This window comes from Pseudomonas sp. G11 (genome assembly GCF_029457515.1).
Lineage (GTDB): Bacteria > Pseudomonadota > Gammaproteobacteria > Pseudomonadales > Pseudomonadaceae > Aquipseudomonas > Aquipseudomonas gorinensis.
In genome coordinates, this window is record NZ_CP120377.1 from 5,067,353 (window position 1) to 5,084,448 (window position 17,096).

Below are 17,096 nucleotides of genomic sequence, written 5' to 3' on the forward strand. Positions count from 1 at the left end.
TACGCTTAACTGAAACGGCATTAGGGCAAGCCCGCATGCCGTTCAGTTAAGGCTTTTTTGTAGGAGCGAGCTTGCTCGCGAAGAACTCACAGGCACCGCGTTCATTCAGGAAACACGCGTTATCGTTGAGGTTTTTCGCGAGCAAGCTCGCTCCTACAGAAGGCGATGTACGCTTAACTGAAACGGCATTAGGGCAAGCCCGCATGCCGTTCAGCTAAGGCTTTTTTGTAGGAGCGAGCTTGCTCGCGAAGAACTCACAGGCACCGCGTTCATTCAGGAAGCACGCGTTATCGTTGACGTTTTTCGCGAGCAAGCTCGCTCCTACAGAAGGCGATGCATTTGACCGCGTTCCAAGGCTGGATCGAGGTGCTCAGTCCGAGCCCCTATTCAAACGCCTGGCGATTCTCCGGTGTGATCAACTTGAACGGCACCCAGACCACCGTCGACTCCAGCACCTCACCGCGTACCAGGCGCAGTGCGGTGTCCACTGCGCCGCCGGCCTGGCCTGCGGCGTCCTGAAATACGCTGACCGCCATCTTGCCCTCAGCCATCAATTTCAAACCGTCCGGGGTGCCGTCGATGCCGCCGACCCAGTAGTCCTTGGCCTGCTTGCCGGCCTTTTCCAATCCCATGATCGCGCCGATCGCCATTTCATCGTTATTGGCCGCGATGATCGAAAAATCGACGCCCTGCTTGATCCAGTCAATGACAATCGTGGCAGCCTGGCTACGCTCCCAGTTACCGACTTTTTTCTGGACGACTTTCATATCCGGGTATTTGGCGACGACTTTTTCCACGTCTTCGGTGCGCATCAAGGAGGATGCGTTGGCCGGGTCGCCCACCAGAATCACCACATTGCCCTTGTAACCGGCGCGGCGCGCCAGCTCTTCCATCTGCAACGTCCCCGACTCCAACTCGTTGGAGCCGACAAACGCGGTCTGCGCCGGCCACTTTTCCGGGTTCGGATTGCGGTTGACGAATACCAGCGGGATCTTTGCGTCCGTGGCCAACTGCATCATTTGCGCCGCACTTTTGCCGTCAACCATCGCGACGATAATCGCGTCCACCTTGGCGTTGACCAGGTTGCGGAATTGGCGCATCTGCAAATCGATGCTGTCCTGCCCGTTCTCCATAAAGATGTCGACGTTCATGACGCTGGCCTGTTGCTGCACCCCATTGCGCAGCAGGGTCTGGAAGTTGTCGTCGTATTTTGCCATGCCCACACCCAGCAAGGGCGTGGCGGCCTGGGTTGGGCCCGGAATGAACAGCGTCGCCCCCAAGGCGAGCATTAACCATGCTTTCATGTTCTGACTCCCGCGGCTCAAACGCTGAAATGATGGAGCAGCTCGCGCTGCACCTTGGCCATGTCCGACAGCTCGTGGCTGCTGATGGCAGACTGCTCGGCACCGTCTGCCGTCTGCTGGGCCGAATCGTTGATCTGGATGACCATCCGACTGGTTTCCTGCACCGTGGCGCTCTGCTGCTCGGTGGCGGCGGCAATCTGAATATTCATGTCGCGGATACTGTCGACCGAATCGCTCATCGACAGCAGCAAGTCACCGGCACCCGAGGCCAGGGACACGCACTGGCTGGACTGCGCCTGGCTTTCGTTCATCACGTGCACCACCGAGTGAATTTTTTCCTGCATGAGCCCGATCATGTCCTGGATTTCGCTGGTCGAGGTCTGGGTACGGCTGGCCAGGGAACGCACTTCATCGGCCACTACCGCAAAACCACGTCCCTGCTCGCCGGCACGGGCCGCTTCGATCGCCGCATTCAGGGCGAGCAGGTTGGTCTGTTCGGCAATGGTGCGAATGGCGACCACAATGCCCTCGATGTTCTGCCCGTACTTCTGCAACTCATCGGTCACCTGCGTGGCTTTGTTCACCTGGTCAGCCTGCTGGCGGATATTGACGATGGTCTCGGCCACGCGCGCCTGCACCTTGTGGGTGAGCTCACTCGTGTCGTCCACGGCCTGGCGGGTGTCCTGCGCGCGCCGGGCCACCTCTTCGACCGTGCTTTCCATCTGCGTCATGGCCGAGGCTGCCGATTGCAACCGGTCCTTCTGCTCATCCACCACACGGGTGGTCTGTTCGCTGTTCAAGGCGTTGCTGCCGGCGGTCACGGCCAGTGCATCGGCAGAGCTGATCAATTCACGGAAGGTTTTCTGCAGGGCCTTGGTCAGTTCGTTCAGGTACCCCCCCAACTCACCGAACTCATCTTTACGGCTGACATCGAAACTGACCCGCATGTCGCCCGCAGTGAGCGTCTTGAGGACTTCGCGAAACGCCGCCAGCGGACGCCGCAAGCTGAAGGCGACCCAGGTGCCAATCAACACCGCCGCCAGCACCGCAAGCACACACGCGATCAACAGCAAGCTGCGGCTGGTGCCGATGGTGGCATTGGCAGACTGACTGGCCTGGTTGGCCACCTCCAGGGACTGGCTGCCAAACTCGCCAATCCTGTCCAGGGTGGCTTTCAGCGCCGCCTCCACCGCATTGCGTTGCTGCTGCACCTGCGCGGCCAGTTTCGCCTCCACCTGGTAGGCCTGGAACAAGCCGTCAGGGGCGGTCAGATCCGTCAGCAGGCGGTTGACCATGACCCCGGCAATCCGCCCGACCCGCGGGTCAATCGCCGTCAGGGCCTGGGCCCGGGTGCTGATCACTTCGTCTTGCAGATTGAGCACACGCTGTAATTTATCAATGGCGGGCGTGACAGCATGGGCCGCGAAGCCATCGTAGGATTTGTTGACTTCCAGCAGCAGCTTTTCCGCTGCGGCAACCTGTTGCGGCTCGCCAACACTGCGCGCATGCGCGATGTAATCACGCAAATAGCTGGTCAACTGCATGGCCTGCGCACTGCTGTAGCCTTGCAGTTTGCGCGTCAGCGCCAACTGCTGCACATGTTGCAAGTGGGACGTCATCAACGCCTGCGCCTGTTCGGCGTAGGCCGCTACCTCTTGGCGCTGCTGCGCCAGGTTCGCCCGCAGCGCTTCATGCTCGCCTGTGTAGGCAACGGTGCTGTCGAGTAACTGATTGAACTGGGCGATGCTCTCGGTAAACGGTCGCTTGCCGTCCTCGATCTGCTTGGGGTCGGTGCTGATCTGGATGGCCAGCAACGCCTGGTTGGCGCGCAGGATATGCACATACAGTTCACTGGCGGCCCGGCTCAAGGGCGCCGACTGGCCGGTAATAATGGTCAAGCGACTGCTGATGGACTGCGTGTTCTGATAGCTGATCCCCGCCATGATCAGCAGTAACAGCACCAACACCGCAAACCCGCCGATCACACGCTGCAATATGGTCATGGCCACCCCTTTTGATTTTTATTCGTTGACCTGAGCGACGACCAGGCGTGCCCCTACGAGTTCGGGATCACTCGTGGTGCTAGTGCCTGTATCGGCCGGGTGGGCTGGGACTTGAGCGGTGAAGACAGGCTGTAACGCGCTCAAAAAAATGTGGGAGGGGGCTTGCCCCCGATAGCGGAGTGACAGTCACTGTATATGTGCCTGATACACCGCCATCGGGGGCAAGCCCCCTCCCACCTACCTGATGAAATCAGGCTGGCTTTTGCACTGGGGTTACTGGCTCAACACCACATCCCGCATCGCCGGAATGTAGCCGTAGTCATAAGACTCCTGCACAAACGAGCGAGCGCCCTTCAACACGATCCTGACCGTCGGCGCTTCGGTCCCGCCGATGCGGTAGTCATCGCCGGTGGTGGGTACGCTGTCGATGAACGACGTCACCAGGCCGTTGGGCATCACGCAGTGAGAGTACGTCTGGAACGGCTGCGAAGGCGGGTTGCCGAGTACCAGCCCCGACGCATTCATCGGTGCATAGGGGCCGAACAGATGATCGCTGACAAAGCCATAGACGCCATCCGGACCCGTCACGCCATCCGCGTAGGTGAACTTGTGGCTGATGGTGAACAGGTAGTACTTGTTGTCCTGGAACACATAGTGCGGGCGCTCGGTCTGGTCATTCACCCCGACGGCAGTCACCAGCGGCGGCAGGATTTCCCACTCGTCACCGTTGAGGTCCTTGGCCACGGCGATGCCGATGCAACCCACCTGGTAGCGGGCGCCGCCCACGTCCTCATGCCCCGGTGGCACCAGTCCCAGCTCGTTCGGGCCCACTTCGTGAGTCCCGCGCTCGCCGGCCACATTGCCTTCGAACACCATGTACAACTTGCCATCGACGGGGTCGATAAAGGGGCTGGGATCGCGAAAGTTCCAGGTCGCGTTCTGTGCTTCGGTTTGGTAGTAGGTGCCATCGGCCTCGAACAACGACTTGACCTGATCAAAGCCCTGGAGGGTGACACCGGTGTCCGAGGTGACAACCTGGCCCCTGACTTTGGCAATCGTGGCACCCGGCGTGACGCAGGTGTAGTACAGGTCGATATCACCGTTGTTATTCAACAGGATCGGCGTGCCCGCCCATTCACGGGTGGTCGGCGAAACCCCTTCGGCCATGACACGGCCGCCGAAGATCCAGTCCTTGCCGGTACGCGAATACCAGTAGCAGATACGCGCATGACCATGGCGGTCTTCCCAATCGCGCTTGATGTCGTAGCGGCCATCGGCGTTGATGAATTGTGGATCATGGGGGCGACGATCGGCGGTCAGGGTGAAGATCACTGACCAGCCATCCACCGATACCACCGTGCCATCGAGTTCACGCAATGGCATGGTGTCCCAGATAAAGACCGTGTCACTCATGACAGGAAAGTCAGGACTCACTAACGGCTGTGTCGTCGTCGGGTCATTTTCATTAACTTTCAGCGCATCGGCCCGTGTCCAGCGAGTGGGTGTGTGATTCGCATGTTTCATGATGATGTCCTTTTGCTGACGCTTAAGTGACAAGCGAAGATTAAATAGCACCTGACAGCCCACAACTTAATGGCGACTGAAAGAGCATATGATAGTTGCATCTGCAAGTGCGAAAACAGGTTTAACATGGAAGCCTGAATATCACAACATGAGGGATTATTTAGATTACAAAGGCCATCACTGTGTTTATATCCTTGATATAAATACAGTGGCACTTGCAATAAATGACAGCTCAGTAGAAAGCGAGCCAATCAATCACCGAACACCCGCGCCGCGGCCTTGGCCCCGGCGTTCTTCTGGGTAAAGCCCTTGGCTTGCGCCGCCGCCTTCAAGGTTTGGGCGTCGTTGGAAGTTGCCGTCCATTGTGTTTTAGGCGACTTCTGATGGGTGATCGGCGGCACACTGTTTGTATCAGTGAACATCCCGCTGCCCTTGCCATCCAACATGCCTTTGTTTTGGCTGCGCTCGCCAAAACAATTACGTTCAGAAAGGATATTGGCATTCTGCGCCAAGGTGAAACCGGTCAAGCCGATGAGTTTGCGTTCTGGATAGGACATGAGTTCCCTCTCTCGATATAAAACGGCTCGGTATAACGAGCCTGTGCATCAAGTTAATCCGTTAACTTGCACACAGTGTTTGGCATGGCTGAAGTTGCCGAGTGTTGGTCGATCAGCGCTTAAACACTGTGTTTATGTACAGTATTCTTGAATCACTGAATCGTCAACCCTTACGCGGTCAAAAAAATGGGAGGGGGCTTGCCCTAATGCCGTTCAGTTAAGGCTTTTTTGTAGGAGCGAGCTTGCTCGCGAAGAACTTACAGGCGCCGCGTTCATTCAGGAAACACGCATTATCGTTGACGTTTTTCGCGAGCAAGCTCGCTCCTACAGAAGGCGATGTACGCTTAACTGAATGGCATTAGGGCTTGGCCCCGAGGGTGGTGGGTCAGTCGACATCTCTACGACTGATCCACCGCCATCGGGGGCAAGCCCCCTCCCACATTTGCCCTGCGGTGTTCTTCCAAGCGTTATTTGGACACAGGCATCGCAAACTCCGCACCCTGCTCGATGCTTTCCGACCAGCGCTGCATGATCGACTTCTGCTTGGTGTAGAAGCGCACGCCTTCGGTACCGTAGGCATGCATGTCGCCAAACAGGCTCTTCTTCCAGCCACCAAACCCGTGCCAGGCCATCGGCACCGGGATCGGTACGTTGATGCCGACCATGCCCACTTCGATACGCCGCGCAAACTCGCGGGCAATGTTGCCGTCGCGGGTAAAGCAGCTGACGCCGTTGCCGAACTCGTGGTCGTTGACCAGCTTCACCGCCTCGGCAAAGTCATTCACGCGCACACAGGCCAGCACCGGGCCGAAGATTTCTTCGCGGTAGATGCTCATCTCTTTGGTCACGTGGTCGAACAAGGTCGCGCCGAGCCAGAAGCCGTTTTCCAGGCCCGCTTCGGTAGGCACATAGTCACGCCCGTCGAGCAGCAGTTGCGCGCCGGCCTGCACGCCTTGTTCGATGTAGCCGCTGATGCGCTCCAGGGCGGCGCGCGAGACGATCGGGCCCATTTCGGCCTTGAGGTCGCGGCCGTCGGTGATGCGCAGTTGCTTGGCTCGTTCGGTCAGGGCGGCGATGACTTTGTCGCCCACATCGCCCACCAGCACCGCGACGGAGATGGCCATGCAGCGTTCGCCGGCACTGCCGTAGGCGGCGCCCATCAGCGCGTCGACGGTTTTCTCGATATCCGCGTCGGGCATTACCACCATGTGGTTCTTTGCGCCGCCCAGGCCCTGGACGCGCTTGCCGTTGCGCGCGCCGGTTTCGTAGATGTATTGGGCGATCGGCGTGGAGCCGACAAAGCTCACGGCCTTGACGTCCGGGTGTGCGATCAGCGCGTCCACCGCTTCCTTGTCGCCCTGCACCACGTTGAATACACCTTTGGGCAGGCCGGCTTCATGCAGCAGCTCGGCCATGAACAGCGAGGCGCTCGGGTCGGTCGGGCTTGGCTTGAGGATGAAGGTGTTGCCCGCCGCGATGGCGATCGGGTACATCCACATCGGCACCATCACCGGGAAGTTGAACGGTGTGACGCCGGCGACCACGCCCAGGGGCTGGCGCATCGTCCAATTGTCCATGCCACGGGAAACCTGGTCGGAGTGTTCGCCCTTGAGCAGGTTGGGAATGCCACAGGCGAATTCGAGGATGTCGATACCACGGTCGACTTCGCCCTGGGCATCGGTGAAGACCTTGCCGTGTTCAGCAACGATGATGCGCGCCAGGTCGTCCTTGCGCTCACGCAGCAGGTGCAGGTATTCGAACAATACGCGGGCGCGGCGGATCGGTGGGGTGTCAGCCCAACGGGTGAACGCGGCTTGCGCGGCGGCGACGGCCTCATCGACCGTCTGCCGGCTGGCCAGGGCGACGCGGCCGGTCACTTCGCCGGTGGCCGGGTTGTAGACGTCCTGATAGCGATCATCGCGGCTGACGCGCTGGTCGTTGATGTAGTGCTCGATTGTTGTAGTCATGGCAGTAGATCCCAGGTGGGTTGCGTTGGGACACACGATAGGCTTTCGGTTTGTTCCAAACCAGAGCAGAATCCAGAACTGATTGTCCTCATAAGCGAACAATAACCCCATGGAAAAATCCGAGATCGAAGGGCTGTGGACCCACATTCACTGGCTCTCAGTGCTGGAGGAACACGGCACCTACACCGCTGCCGCCGCGCGCCTGGGGGTGAGTAAATCCGCGGTCAGCCAGCGTATTTCCGACCTGGAGAAAGCCACCGGCACACGCCTGGTGACGCGCACCACGCGCAGCGTGCGGTTGACCGATGCCGGGTTGTCGTTGACCCGTGAAGTGCGCGGTGCCTATGAGCAAATCGCCCGCAGCTTCTCGTCCGTGCGCGATTCCGCCGGCGAGATTCGTGGCCTGGTGCGCTTGACCGCCCCCGTGGCATTCGCCCGGCAACAGCTGGTGCCGCACCTGTCGGAGTTCCTCCAGCACTACCCGCAGGTGCGTATCCAACTGGACGTGTCGGACGCCTTGAGCTCGCTGGCCGCCGAAGGCTACGACCTGGCGGTGCGCCACGGTTTCCAGGTACCGGAAACCCATGTGGCCTGGAAGCTGTGCGACACCACCTCAGTGCTGGTTGCCAGCCGTGACTACCTGCAACGCCACGGTGAACCGCGCGCGCCCGCCGACCTCAGCGCACACAACTGCCTCTATTACCCGCGCGGCACCGACCAACCGGCCTGGACCTTCGAGCGCGGCAGCAGGAAAGTCGAACGGGTCACCGTGCCCATCGCCGGCAGCTTCTCCACCAACAACAGCGAAGCCCTGCGCGACGCGGCGCTCAACCACCTGGGCATCGCCCTGCTCCCGGACTTCAGCGCCCACGCCGCCCTGGCCGGCGGCAAACTGGTGCAGGTGCTCAAGGACTGGACGCTCAAGGGCGCGTTTGCCGATGAGATCTACCTGATTCGGCCCTACTCGCCCCATGTACCCAAGTCGGTGAGTGCGCTGGTGGGTTACCTCAAGGAAAAACTCTCTAGCGGCTTTCGTTTCCTCGGTTAGCGCACCCCGGCTCAGTGGCCTCTTGAGCGCATCCGTGCGCACCCCGCAGCATTGCGGGCAACGCTGCACACAACGGGTTTAAAGGCCAATAACGCAGGTCCCTTTAGTTGCAGGACGTTCCCGAAACAATTCCACGGCGTGAGCACACCCACATTAAACGGAATCATTCTCGACAAATACAACGTGGAACAACGCTATATAGCGAACGGCAATAATTCATCCCCGAAAACAACACGCTTCGCGCACTTGAACATCAATGACTCATTCAAGACAAACACGTTTGACGGGTTATTGGCGTCATTCAAAACACTATGCAACTCGTTGTAATCAATCAATAAATCCCATCACATAAAACCCGTCTCGACCTGCTTTCAGTCGCGCTTTAAAACGCTGTCGCCCGACAAACTTGCAAAAAAACCACAACCGACTAAGTTCATCCATACCATGAAGGCAATCAGCCATTGCCCGTATAAACAGCCATCCAGGCGAGGAATTTTATTGCTCTGAAAACCGACCAGACGCAGCGTTAACACAAGACACGGAATTTAAGTCTTAACACTCAAAAGGGATGCTTTGATGAAGCGCAGCCGGTGGTATCGTGCGTTCTCGAAAAAGGGGCCAGTTGAACATTTCTGGCTGTCATTGCTGTGCTTTTCGGGGCTGGTCATCGCCAGCTTCCTGTTGTTCGAACAACAGATCCAAGACGTCCTGATACACCTCAACCTCTATCAGCCGACGACCCCCACGCAAACATTCAACCTGGCGCTGCTGCTGATTGCCCTGCTCGCGCTGGACGTGGTGCTGCCCGTACCGTCGAGCCTGGTGGCGCTGCTGGCGGTGGCGATGCTGGGCAGCCTGGGCGGTTACCTGGTGATTTTCATTGGCCTGTGCCTCGGTGCCGGGTTGGGGTACGCCCTGGGGGCCGGGTATTTTCGCCTGCTGTCAGGCCGCCTGGGCCTGCATCAGCGCCAACCGGGGCAGTTGGCGTATCGCTTGGGCACACTCTCGCTGATTTGCCTGCGTGGCGTACCGGTACTGGCGGAAACCTCGGTGGTGGCCGCCGGCATGCAGCGCTATCCGCTGCGGGCATTTACAGTCATCACCACCCTGGCCAACGCGGGCCTGGCCCTGGCCTACACGGCTATCGGTACATTCCTGATCGAGCAAAACGCGCTGCTGGTGACGATCCTCGCCAGCATGGTGTTGCCGGTGGTGTTTGTGGCGGGCTACAGCCTGTTCAAGGCCGCGCGCAAGCCGCACGCCGAGCAAGCGCTGCACGGGCGCTTCGAAGTCCGTTATGACTACCCGGTGGTGTTCACCGACCACCTGTTCACCCCGCTCAACCCTTGCCTGCATCGCCAACTCACCGCCCAGCACAGCGGCCCGGTGACGGTACTGGTGTTCGCCGATGAACAACTGTTGCTCAGCACACCGCACCTGCTGGAAGAGATCGACAGCTACTTTGCCGCGTATCCCGACTTGCATCTGCAGGCGGCACCGATTGCGCTGCCGGCCGGTGAACTGAGCAAGCACGCGCAGGTACTGGAACGGCTGTACAGCGACATGCTGCAACACGGCCTGGACCGGCATTGCTACGTGCTGGCCCTGGGCGGCGGTGCGGTGCTGGATGCAGTGGGCTACGCCTGCGCCACCTTCCATCGTGGCATTCGCCTGATCCGTATCCCGAGCACCGTGCTGGCGCAGAACGATGCCGGTATCGGCGTGAAGAACGGCATCAATGCCTTCGGCCAGAAGAACCTGTTGGGCGCCTTCTACCCCGCCACGGCGGTGCTCAATGACTTTCAACTGCTGACCAGCCTCACCCGCCGCGACCAGATCGCCGGGCTGGCCGAGGCGGTGAAGGTGGCGTTGATCAAGGACCGGGCTTTTTTCGAATGGATGGAACAGCACGCCGACGCCCTCGCCCATTTCGATCACGCTGCCAGCCGCTACGCCATTCGCCGCTGCGCCGAACTGCACCTGCACCACATCACCGGGGCCGGCGACCCCTTCGAACGCGGTAACGGCCGGCCCCTGGATTACGGGCACTGGGCCGCGCACAAACTGGAAAACCTCAGCCATCACCGCCTGCGCCATGGCGAGGCGGTGGCGGTGGGCATGGCCCTGGATGGGGTGTACGCCAATGCCCTGGGGCTGCTGGGCGATGCCGACATCGAACGGATCACGCAGTTGCTGCTCACGCTCGGTTTCAACCTGTGCCCACCGGAGCTGGCCTTGCGGGACGCGCAAGGTCGCTCGCCGGTATTGCTCGGGCTGGAGGAATTCCGTCAGCACCTGGGCGGGCAACTGTCGATCCCGATGCTCTGCCGCATCGGTGAGTCGGTGGACCTGCACGAAATCGACAACGCGAAGATGGAAGCTGCCCTGCAACGCCTGCTGAGTCGCAGCGATGCCGCGCTGCCGCTGGGTGAGGGCTACGCACAATGAGCCCGATGAAAACCTGGATGACCCTTGGCCGCGTCTCCAACCTGCCCACGGTGTGGACCAACACCCTGGCCGCCGCCCTGCTCGCCAGCAGTGCCGGCGCCCTGGCGCCGCCGTCATGGCTGGTGTGGGGGTTGCTGTTGATCACCCTGTCGCTGCTGTACCTGGCGGGCATGCTGCTCAATGACCTGCTCGATGCCGACTGGGACCGGCAACACCACAACCCGCGCCCGATCACCCTGGGCCTGGCCAGCCGCCAGCAAGTCGGCGTGGCGACCGCGCTGTTGCTGAGCCTGGCCGCTGCCGCGGTGCTGGGCCTGAGCCGCTTGATCGATGAGCCCCATTGGTTGCTCGGCGGCGTACTGCTGCTGGTGGGCTGCATCTTCGGCTACAACCTGCTGCACAAGAAGTACGCCCACAGCGTGTGGCTGATGGGGGCCTGTCGCTCGGCGCTGTACCTCACCGCCGCCGCCAGCCTGGCGGTGCCACCGGAACCGATCTGGCTCTGCGCGATCCTGCTCGGCGTGTACATCAGCGGCCTCACCTACCTGGCACGCCAGGAACACCGCAACCAGCTGATCAGCCGCCTGCCGTTGCTGCTGATGCTCAGCCCGCTGGCCCTGGCGATCTACTCCAACAACCTGTGGTTCTGGCCGGTGCTGCTGTTGTGGCTCGGTTGGTTGGGCTGGCACTACCACCAGCACCTGGCCAACCCGCGACAGCGCCAGGTTCGCGCGTATATCGGTGCCGGCCTGGCCGCCCTGCCGTTGTTCGATGCACTGGTACTGGCCGTGGCCGACCAGCCGGTTGGCAGCCTGTTATGTGTGCTGGTGTTTTTCCTGCTGCCCCACTTTCAACGCTGGATCAAGCCGACATGAACATGCGCCAGGATTGCCTCACCGAACATCGCCAAAACTTGAGCCAGCAGCTGGATAACACCGAGCAACAATGGTGGCAGCAGGCGCAGCAACGGCTTGTGCAACAGCCGGACGCCGACACGGCCGCACTGTTGAGCGGCCAGTGCAAGCGCCAGTTGAAAGCGCCCGTGGTCGCGCTGGCGCGGGCCTTGCTGTTGGCCCAGGTGCTGGAGACCTGCCCGGCTGCCGAGCGATTGGCACTGCTGCGCCAGCTGTTCCTGTGGGGCGACGACCTGGAAAAAATCGCCTTGCTCAACGCCCTCGACTGGCTCGACAGCGACGGGCAGTGCCTGGCGCTGGCGCTGCAGGCCGGGCGCACCAGCAACCCCCAGGTGTTTGCCGCCCTCGCCCTCGACTCCGCCTACCCGTCGCGTCACTACCCGGAGCACGCCTTTCACCAACTGGTGCTCAAAGCCCTCGGCATGGGCCTGGACATCACGCGCCTGGTCGGCCTGGCGCAGCGCCACAGCGTCAGCCTCAACCAGCTGGCCCTCGACCTGCTGGACGAACAGCTCGCCGCCGGGCGCAGCGTGTCCCCCGGCCTGCCCCGGGTGATCGCCTTCAACCTGCTCAGCCCGGCACAACTGCAACGCCTGCGCGGCCTGTGCCTGCCGCCGGAATGGCACACGTACCTGAATTGACGCCCAGTGCCGCCCCTTTTCCCTTGACGAGGATCCACCATGCTCAAGTATTTCGACCCGCACATTCATATGGTCAGCCGCACCACCGACGACTACCAGAACATGGCCGCCGCCGGGATCACCGGGGTGATCGAGCCGGCCTTCTGGCAGGGCCAGGCGCGCACCAGTGTCGGCAGTTTCGTCGACTACTTCGACACCCTGCTGGGCTGGGAGCGCTTTCGCGCCAGCATGTTCGGCATCCACCATTTCTGCACCATCGGCCTGAACCCCAAGGAGGCCAATGACCTGTCGATCGCCAATGAAGTGCTGGGGATTTTGCCGCGCTACCTGGTCAAGGACGGCGTAGTGGCCGTCGGCGAAATCGGCTATGACGACATCACCCCCGAAGAGGATCGCTTTCTCGCCGCCCAGCTGGAGCTGGCCAAGCAATTCAACCTGCCGGTACTGGTGCATACGCCGCACCGCAACAAGATCGGCGGCACTAAACGCACCCTGGCGGTGATCCGTGAGGTGGGGATTGCCGAGCACCTGGTCATCATTGACCACCTCAACGAGCTGACCTTGCCGCTGGTACTGGACAGCGACTGTTGGCGCGGGCACTCCATCTACCCCAACACCAAGATGTCCGAGCAGCGCATGGTCGCCCTGCTCCAGGAATACGGCACCGAAAAAATGGTGGTCAACAGCGCTGCCGACTGGGGCATCAGCGACCCGCTGAAAGTGCCCAAGACCGGCGAAGCGATGCTGGCGGCCGGGTTCACCCAGGCCCAGGTCGAACAGGTGCTGTTCCATAACCCGGTGGACTTCTTTGCCCAAAGCGGGCAACTGGACAAGGCCCTCGTCAGCACCCCGCTGCCCATCGACCAGCGCAAGCAATGGCAGGAAAACTCGGCCCTGCGCGGCCAGGACCCGGTGATCAAATGAACGCCGTCAGCGGCTGGACAGCCCCCCAGGTCGGCTACTGCAGCAACGTCCACCCCACCCGTGACCTCGCCGGGCTGCAGGCCTCGATCGCGCGGCACTTCCAGGGCGTGCGGCGCTTGCGCGGGCTCGACGAACAGGACAGCGGCTTGTGGATTTGCGCGCGCGCGGCGGCCGAACTGCAACAGGCGTCGGCGCGTGAGTCGTTCCTGCAATTGCTGCAACACAGCGGCCTGCGCCTGACCTCGCTGAACGGCTTCCCCTATGGCGAATTCCATCAGGGCGCGGTGAAAGCCGAGGTGTACCTGCCCGACTGGGCCGACCCACAACGCCTGGCGTACAGCCTGGACCTGGCGCGAATCCTCGCCCAGGCCTTGCCAGCCGATTGCGCGCAGGGGGTGATTTCCACGGTGCCCCTGGGCTACGCCGCCACTTGGACCCCAGCACGGCAGGCACGCGCCGATGCGCACCTCAGCCAACTCACCCGCGCACTCGCCGCGCTGCATCGGCAAACCGGCAAGAAAATCCTGTTCTGCCTGGAAATGGAACCGGACTGCGTGCTGGAAAACACCGCGCAGGCCATCGCCTTCTTCCAGCAACGGCAAACCTTCGACCCACACCATGAGTACCTGGCGCTGTGTTTTGATGTGTGCCACCAGGCCGTGATGTTCGAAGACTGTTATGAGTCGTTGACGCGGCTGCACCAGGCGCGGGTGCCGGTGGGCAAGATCCAGCTGTCCAACGCAATGATTTGCCGCTTGCCGCCTCAAGGCGATCAGCGCCGCGACCACGTGCTCAAGACCCTGGGACATTTTGCCGAGGCGACCTACCTGCATCAGGTCAAGGCACTCGATGCGCAAGGTCGCCTGGCTGCCTGGGCCGACTTGCCCGCGGCCCTCAGTGACTGCGCGCAGTTCACGGAGCTGCGCATTCATTTCCACATCCCGCTGTTCAGTGAACAGCTGCTGTTGCCGGAGCTGACGGGCAGCCAGGTCGCCCTGGCGCAGACCTTCGACTACCTGGCGGGCCATGTGGACTGTCGTCCGGTGCTGGAAGTCGAGACCTACAGCTGGGGCGTGTTGCCCGCCCAACTGCGCCCGGCCACCGAGCCGGCGCAACTGGAGGGCATCGCCGCTGAACTGCGCTGGGTCGAAGACCAACTGCGCCAGCGCAACCTGTTGCACGCTGCGGTCCAGGAGGCCTACGCCCATGCCCTCTGAGCAACCGCTGTTGTTGATCAATGTGGTGGGCTTGACGCCCTCGTTGTTGGGCGAAGCCACGCCGCAGATCAATGCCCTGCTCAAGACTGCCAAGCTGGCCCACCTGCAACCGGCGTTCCCGGCGGTGACGTCGACGGTACAGGCGTCGATCCTGACCGGGGCACCGCCGTCGCAACACGGTATCGTCGGCAATGGCTGGTACTTTCGCGACCAGGCCGAAGTGCGCTTCTGGCTGCAACCCAATGCGCTGGTCCAGGGCGAAAAGGTCTGGCACACGCTCAAGCGCGAGTTCCCGGCCTTTCGCTGCAGCCAATTGTTCTGGTGGTACAACATGTACGCCGACGTGGACGCCGCCATCACCCCGCGCCCGCATTACCCGGCGGACGGGCGTAAACAGTTCGGCCTGTACTCGTCACCGCCCGGGCTGCATGAACAGATCGAACAGCAGATTGGCGAGTTCCCGTTTCCCGGGTTCTGGGGCCCGGCGGCCGGCATCGCGTCGAGCCGCTGGATCGTCGATTGCGCCATTACCGAGTTCCAGATCAACCGTCCCCACCTGCAATTGGTCTACCTGCCCCATCTCGACTACAGCTTGCAGCGCCTGGGCCCGGATCACCCGTCGATCGCCGACGAAGTGCGGGCCATCGACCGTGAAGTCGGCCGGCTGCTGGCCTTCGCCAAGGTGCAGGGCGCCGCGGTGATGCTGCTGTCGGAATATGGCATCGAGGCCGTCGAGCAATCGGTGTCGATCAACCGTGTATTGCGCACCGAAGGCTGGTTGCAGGTGCGCCAATCCCTGAGCTGGGAGCTGCTCGACCCCGGCGCCAGCGCGGCCTTCGCGGTGGCTGATCATCAGGTTGCGCATGTCTACGTCAAGCAGGCGCAGGACATCCCTCGGGTCAAAGCCCTGTTGCAGCGCCAGCCCGGCATCGAGCAGGTGCTGGACAAAGCCGAGCAACGCGCCTGGCAACTGGATCACCCGCGCAGCGGCGAGCTGGTGGCCGTGGCCGCCGCCGGCAGCTGGTTTGATTACTACTACTGGTTCGACGACCGCAAGGCCCCCGACTTTGCCCGCACCGTGGACATCCATCGCAAGCCTGGCTACGACCCGGTCGAGCTGTTTATCGACCCGGCGATCCGGTTCCCCATGCTGAAAGTGGCGCGCCGCCTGCTGCAAAAAAAGCTCGGCTTTCGCTACTACATGGACCTGATCCCGCTGGACACCTCCCTGGTCCGCGGCAGCCACGGGCGCCTGCCGACCAGCGTGCAGACCGGCCCCCTGCTGATCACCAATTGTGATCTGCCGATACCGCAGCAGCTTGCGGCGACGGCAGTGAAGCAACTGCTCCTGGAACACTTCCTGGGGCGCCCACACACCGAACTGGCCATTGCCAAGGAGCTCTCATGCGGCGAGCCTTCTCTATAACGGTCCTCAGTGCATTGGCCGGGTTGGCCCAGGCACAGGACACCAACCCCTTCGATTGCAGCAACTTCCTGCAATTTGGAGGCAACCTCGACAAGACCCGGGCGGCCTTTGTGCAAAGCCCGGACACCCTGGCCTGGAACTGGTTTGCCTGCCTGAACCAGCCCGCCAGCGTGCAGAGCCCCGACCGGGTCTGGGAAACCCTGAAACCCTCGGACCAGGTGTACCTGGCCAACGGCGCCCCGCCCCAGCCGTACAACCAAAATACGCCGCCGCCAGACGCCGTGCTGCAACAGGCCAAGGCGCTGGGCATGAACCTCAGTCGCACCTTTCACAACCTCAATGCCACGCAGCAGGTGGACGGGCTGATCCTGGAAATGGGCGGCCAGGTCCCCAAGGACCAGCAAGGCCAGGCGGTGCGCTTCCAGTTGTTGATGGGCGCGGACACGTTCGACTACATCGTGCAGCAGAAGGTCTACAACGTGAACGGCCAGGCCGCCTTGACCAGCGATCTCAACTTCCCCGCCACCGCCTGGGAACTGAAAGCCGCGTGGCTGTGGATCGGCAACGACCCCAGCTACCAGCAGCAACTGGCCAACGATGGCTACTACATCGCCCAGGCCTACTACCAGCAAGGTGAACAGTACCAGGTGGGCTATGCCGCCTTGAGCGGCTTGCATGTGATCAACAAGCTGAACCCCGACTGGGTCTGGACCACCTTCGAAAACCGCCACAACAGCCAGTACACCGTGACCAATGCGGTGCCGCCCACGCCGATGACCAACAGCACCGGGCCGACACCGGCGGCACAGCCGGTCAACACGCTCTTCCAGGCCCAGTACGCCGAACTGGCGCAGTACGAGTTGATTGGCGTGCAGTCCAACACCACGCCCACCCTGCTCGCCAATTCCCAGCTGGAGTCGGCCTTCCAGAGCCAATCGTCGTGTTTCGCCTGCCACGCTACAGCCGCGTACTCGGCGAAACAGGGCTACTTCAATTTCGCCCTCAAGGAACAGGGCGGCATCGTGTACCCCACCGCCCTACTGCCGGCCACCGACTTTGTCGGTTACCACAAACTGGACTTTGTCTGGTCGCTCAAACGCGCCCAGTGGCAACGCTAAGGAGC

The 17,096-nt window shown here is 61.6% G+C and carries 13 protein-coding genes; 8 read left to right on the forward strand and 5 right to left on the reverse strand.

Going from position 1 to position 17,096, the window contains the following annotated elements; all coding sequences use genetic code 11:
* Nucleotides 1-383: 383 nt before the first annotated feature.
* The 5 genes from P2T68_RS23205 to P2T68_RS23225 all read right to left on the reverse strand — a co-directional run bounded on the left by P2T68_RS23205 (nucleotide 384) and on the right by P2T68_RS23225 (nucleotide 7,355).
* Entirely contained in the window at nucleotides 384-1,304 is a 921-nt protein-coding gene (locus P2T68_RS23205; protein ID WP_024074732.1) for a substrate-binding domain-containing protein, read from the reverse strand.
* 17 nt (nucleotides 1,305-1,321) lie between these two features.
* Complete coding sequence (locus P2T68_RS23210) at nucleotides 1,322-3,307, reverse strand: methyl-accepting chemotaxis protein (RefSeq protein WP_024074731.1); 1,986 nt, start codon at nucleotides 3,305-3,307, stop codon at nucleotides 1,322-1,324.
* A 273-nt stretch (nucleotides 3,308-3,580) separates the two neighbouring features.
* Entirely contained in the window at nucleotides 3,581-4,831 is a 1,251-nt protein-coding gene (locus P2T68_RS23215; RefSeq protein ID WP_024074730.1) for a glycoside hydrolase family 68 protein, read from the reverse strand.
* A gap of 251 nt (nucleotides 4,832-5,082) precedes the next feature.
* Nucleotides 5,083-5,388, reverse strand: a complete 306-nt coding sequence (locus tag P2T68_RS23220) for a hypothetical protein (RefSeq protein WP_256581295.1) — start codon at nucleotides 5,386-5,388, stop codon at nucleotides 5,083-5,085.
* Between the two features lie 467 nt (nucleotides 5,389-5,855).
* Nucleotides 5,856-7,355 carry a CoA-acylating methylmalonate-semialdehyde dehydrogenase gene (locus P2T68_RS23225; protein WP_024074728.1) on the reverse strand — a complete coding sequence of 500 codons (1,500 nt, stop codon included), beginning with the start codon at nucleotides 7,353-7,355 and terminating at the stop codon, nucleotides 5,856-5,858.
* A 109-nt stretch (nucleotides 7,356-7,464) separates the two neighbouring features.
* Here P2T68_RS23225 and P2T68_RS23230 point away from each other — a divergent pair, with 109 nt between their 5' ends.
* The 8 genes from P2T68_RS23230 to P2T68_RS23265 all read left to right on the forward strand — a co-directional run bounded on the left by P2T68_RS23230 (nucleotide 7,465) and on the right by P2T68_RS23265 (nucleotide 17,091).
* Nucleotides 7,465-8,403: a LysR family transcriptional regulator gene (locus tag P2T68_RS23230; protein ID WP_024074727.1), complete on the forward strand. Its 939-nt coding sequence runs from the start codon at nucleotides 7,465-7,467 to the stop codon at nucleotides 8,401-8,403.
* Between the two features lie 576 nt (nucleotides 8,404-8,979).
* Nucleotides 8,980-10,851: a 3-dehydroquinate synthase gene (locus P2T68_RS23235; RefSeq protein WP_277378345.1), complete on the forward strand. Its 1,872-nt coding sequence runs from the start codon at nucleotides 8,980-8,982 to the stop codon at nucleotides 10,849-10,851.
* Between the two features lie 5 nt (nucleotides 10,852-10,856).
* Complete coding sequence (locus P2T68_RS23240; protein ID WP_277379771.1) at nucleotides 10,857-11,726, forward strand: UbiA family prenyltransferase; 870 nt, start codon at nucleotides 10,857-10,859, stop codon at nucleotides 11,724-11,726.
* A complete protein-coding gene (locus P2T68_RS23245) occupies nucleotides 11,723-12,406 on the forward strand; it encodes an EboA domain-containing protein (RefSeq protein WP_193690471.1) in 684 nt (227 codons plus the stop codon). Before P2T68_RS23240 ends, P2T68_RS23245 begins: the two co-directional genes overlap by 4 nt.
* Nucleotides 12,407-12,445: 39 nt before the next feature.
* On the forward strand, nucleotides 12,446-13,330 hold the full coding sequence (locus tag P2T68_RS23250; RefSeq protein WP_277378346.1) for a TatD family hydrolase: 885 nt from the start codon (nucleotides 12,446-12,448) through the stop codon (nucleotides 13,328-13,330).
* The gene (gene eboE / locus P2T68_RS23255) at nucleotides 13,327-14,547 is read left to right on the forward strand and encodes a metabolite traffic protein EboE (protein WP_277378347.1); all 1,221 of its coding nucleotides are present in this window, start codon (nucleotides 13,327-13,329) and stop codon (nucleotides 14,545-14,547) included. Before P2T68_RS23250 ends, eboE begins: the two co-directional genes overlap by 4 nt.
* Nucleotides 14,537-15,973 (forward strand): nucleotide pyrophosphatase/phosphodiesterase family protein, encoded by a 1,437-nt coding sequence (locus tag P2T68_RS23260; protein WP_277378348.1) that lies wholly within the window; start codon nucleotides 14,537-14,539, stop codon nucleotides 15,971-15,973. Before eboE ends, P2T68_RS23260 begins: the two co-directional genes overlap by 11 nt.
* A complete protein-coding gene (locus P2T68_RS23265; RefSeq protein WP_102624902.1) occupies nucleotides 15,952-17,091 on the forward strand; it encodes a hypothetical protein in 1,140 nt (379 codons plus the stop codon). Before P2T68_RS23260 ends, P2T68_RS23265 begins: the two co-directional genes overlap by 22 nt.
* Nucleotides 17,092-17,096 lie beyond the last annotated feature (5 nt).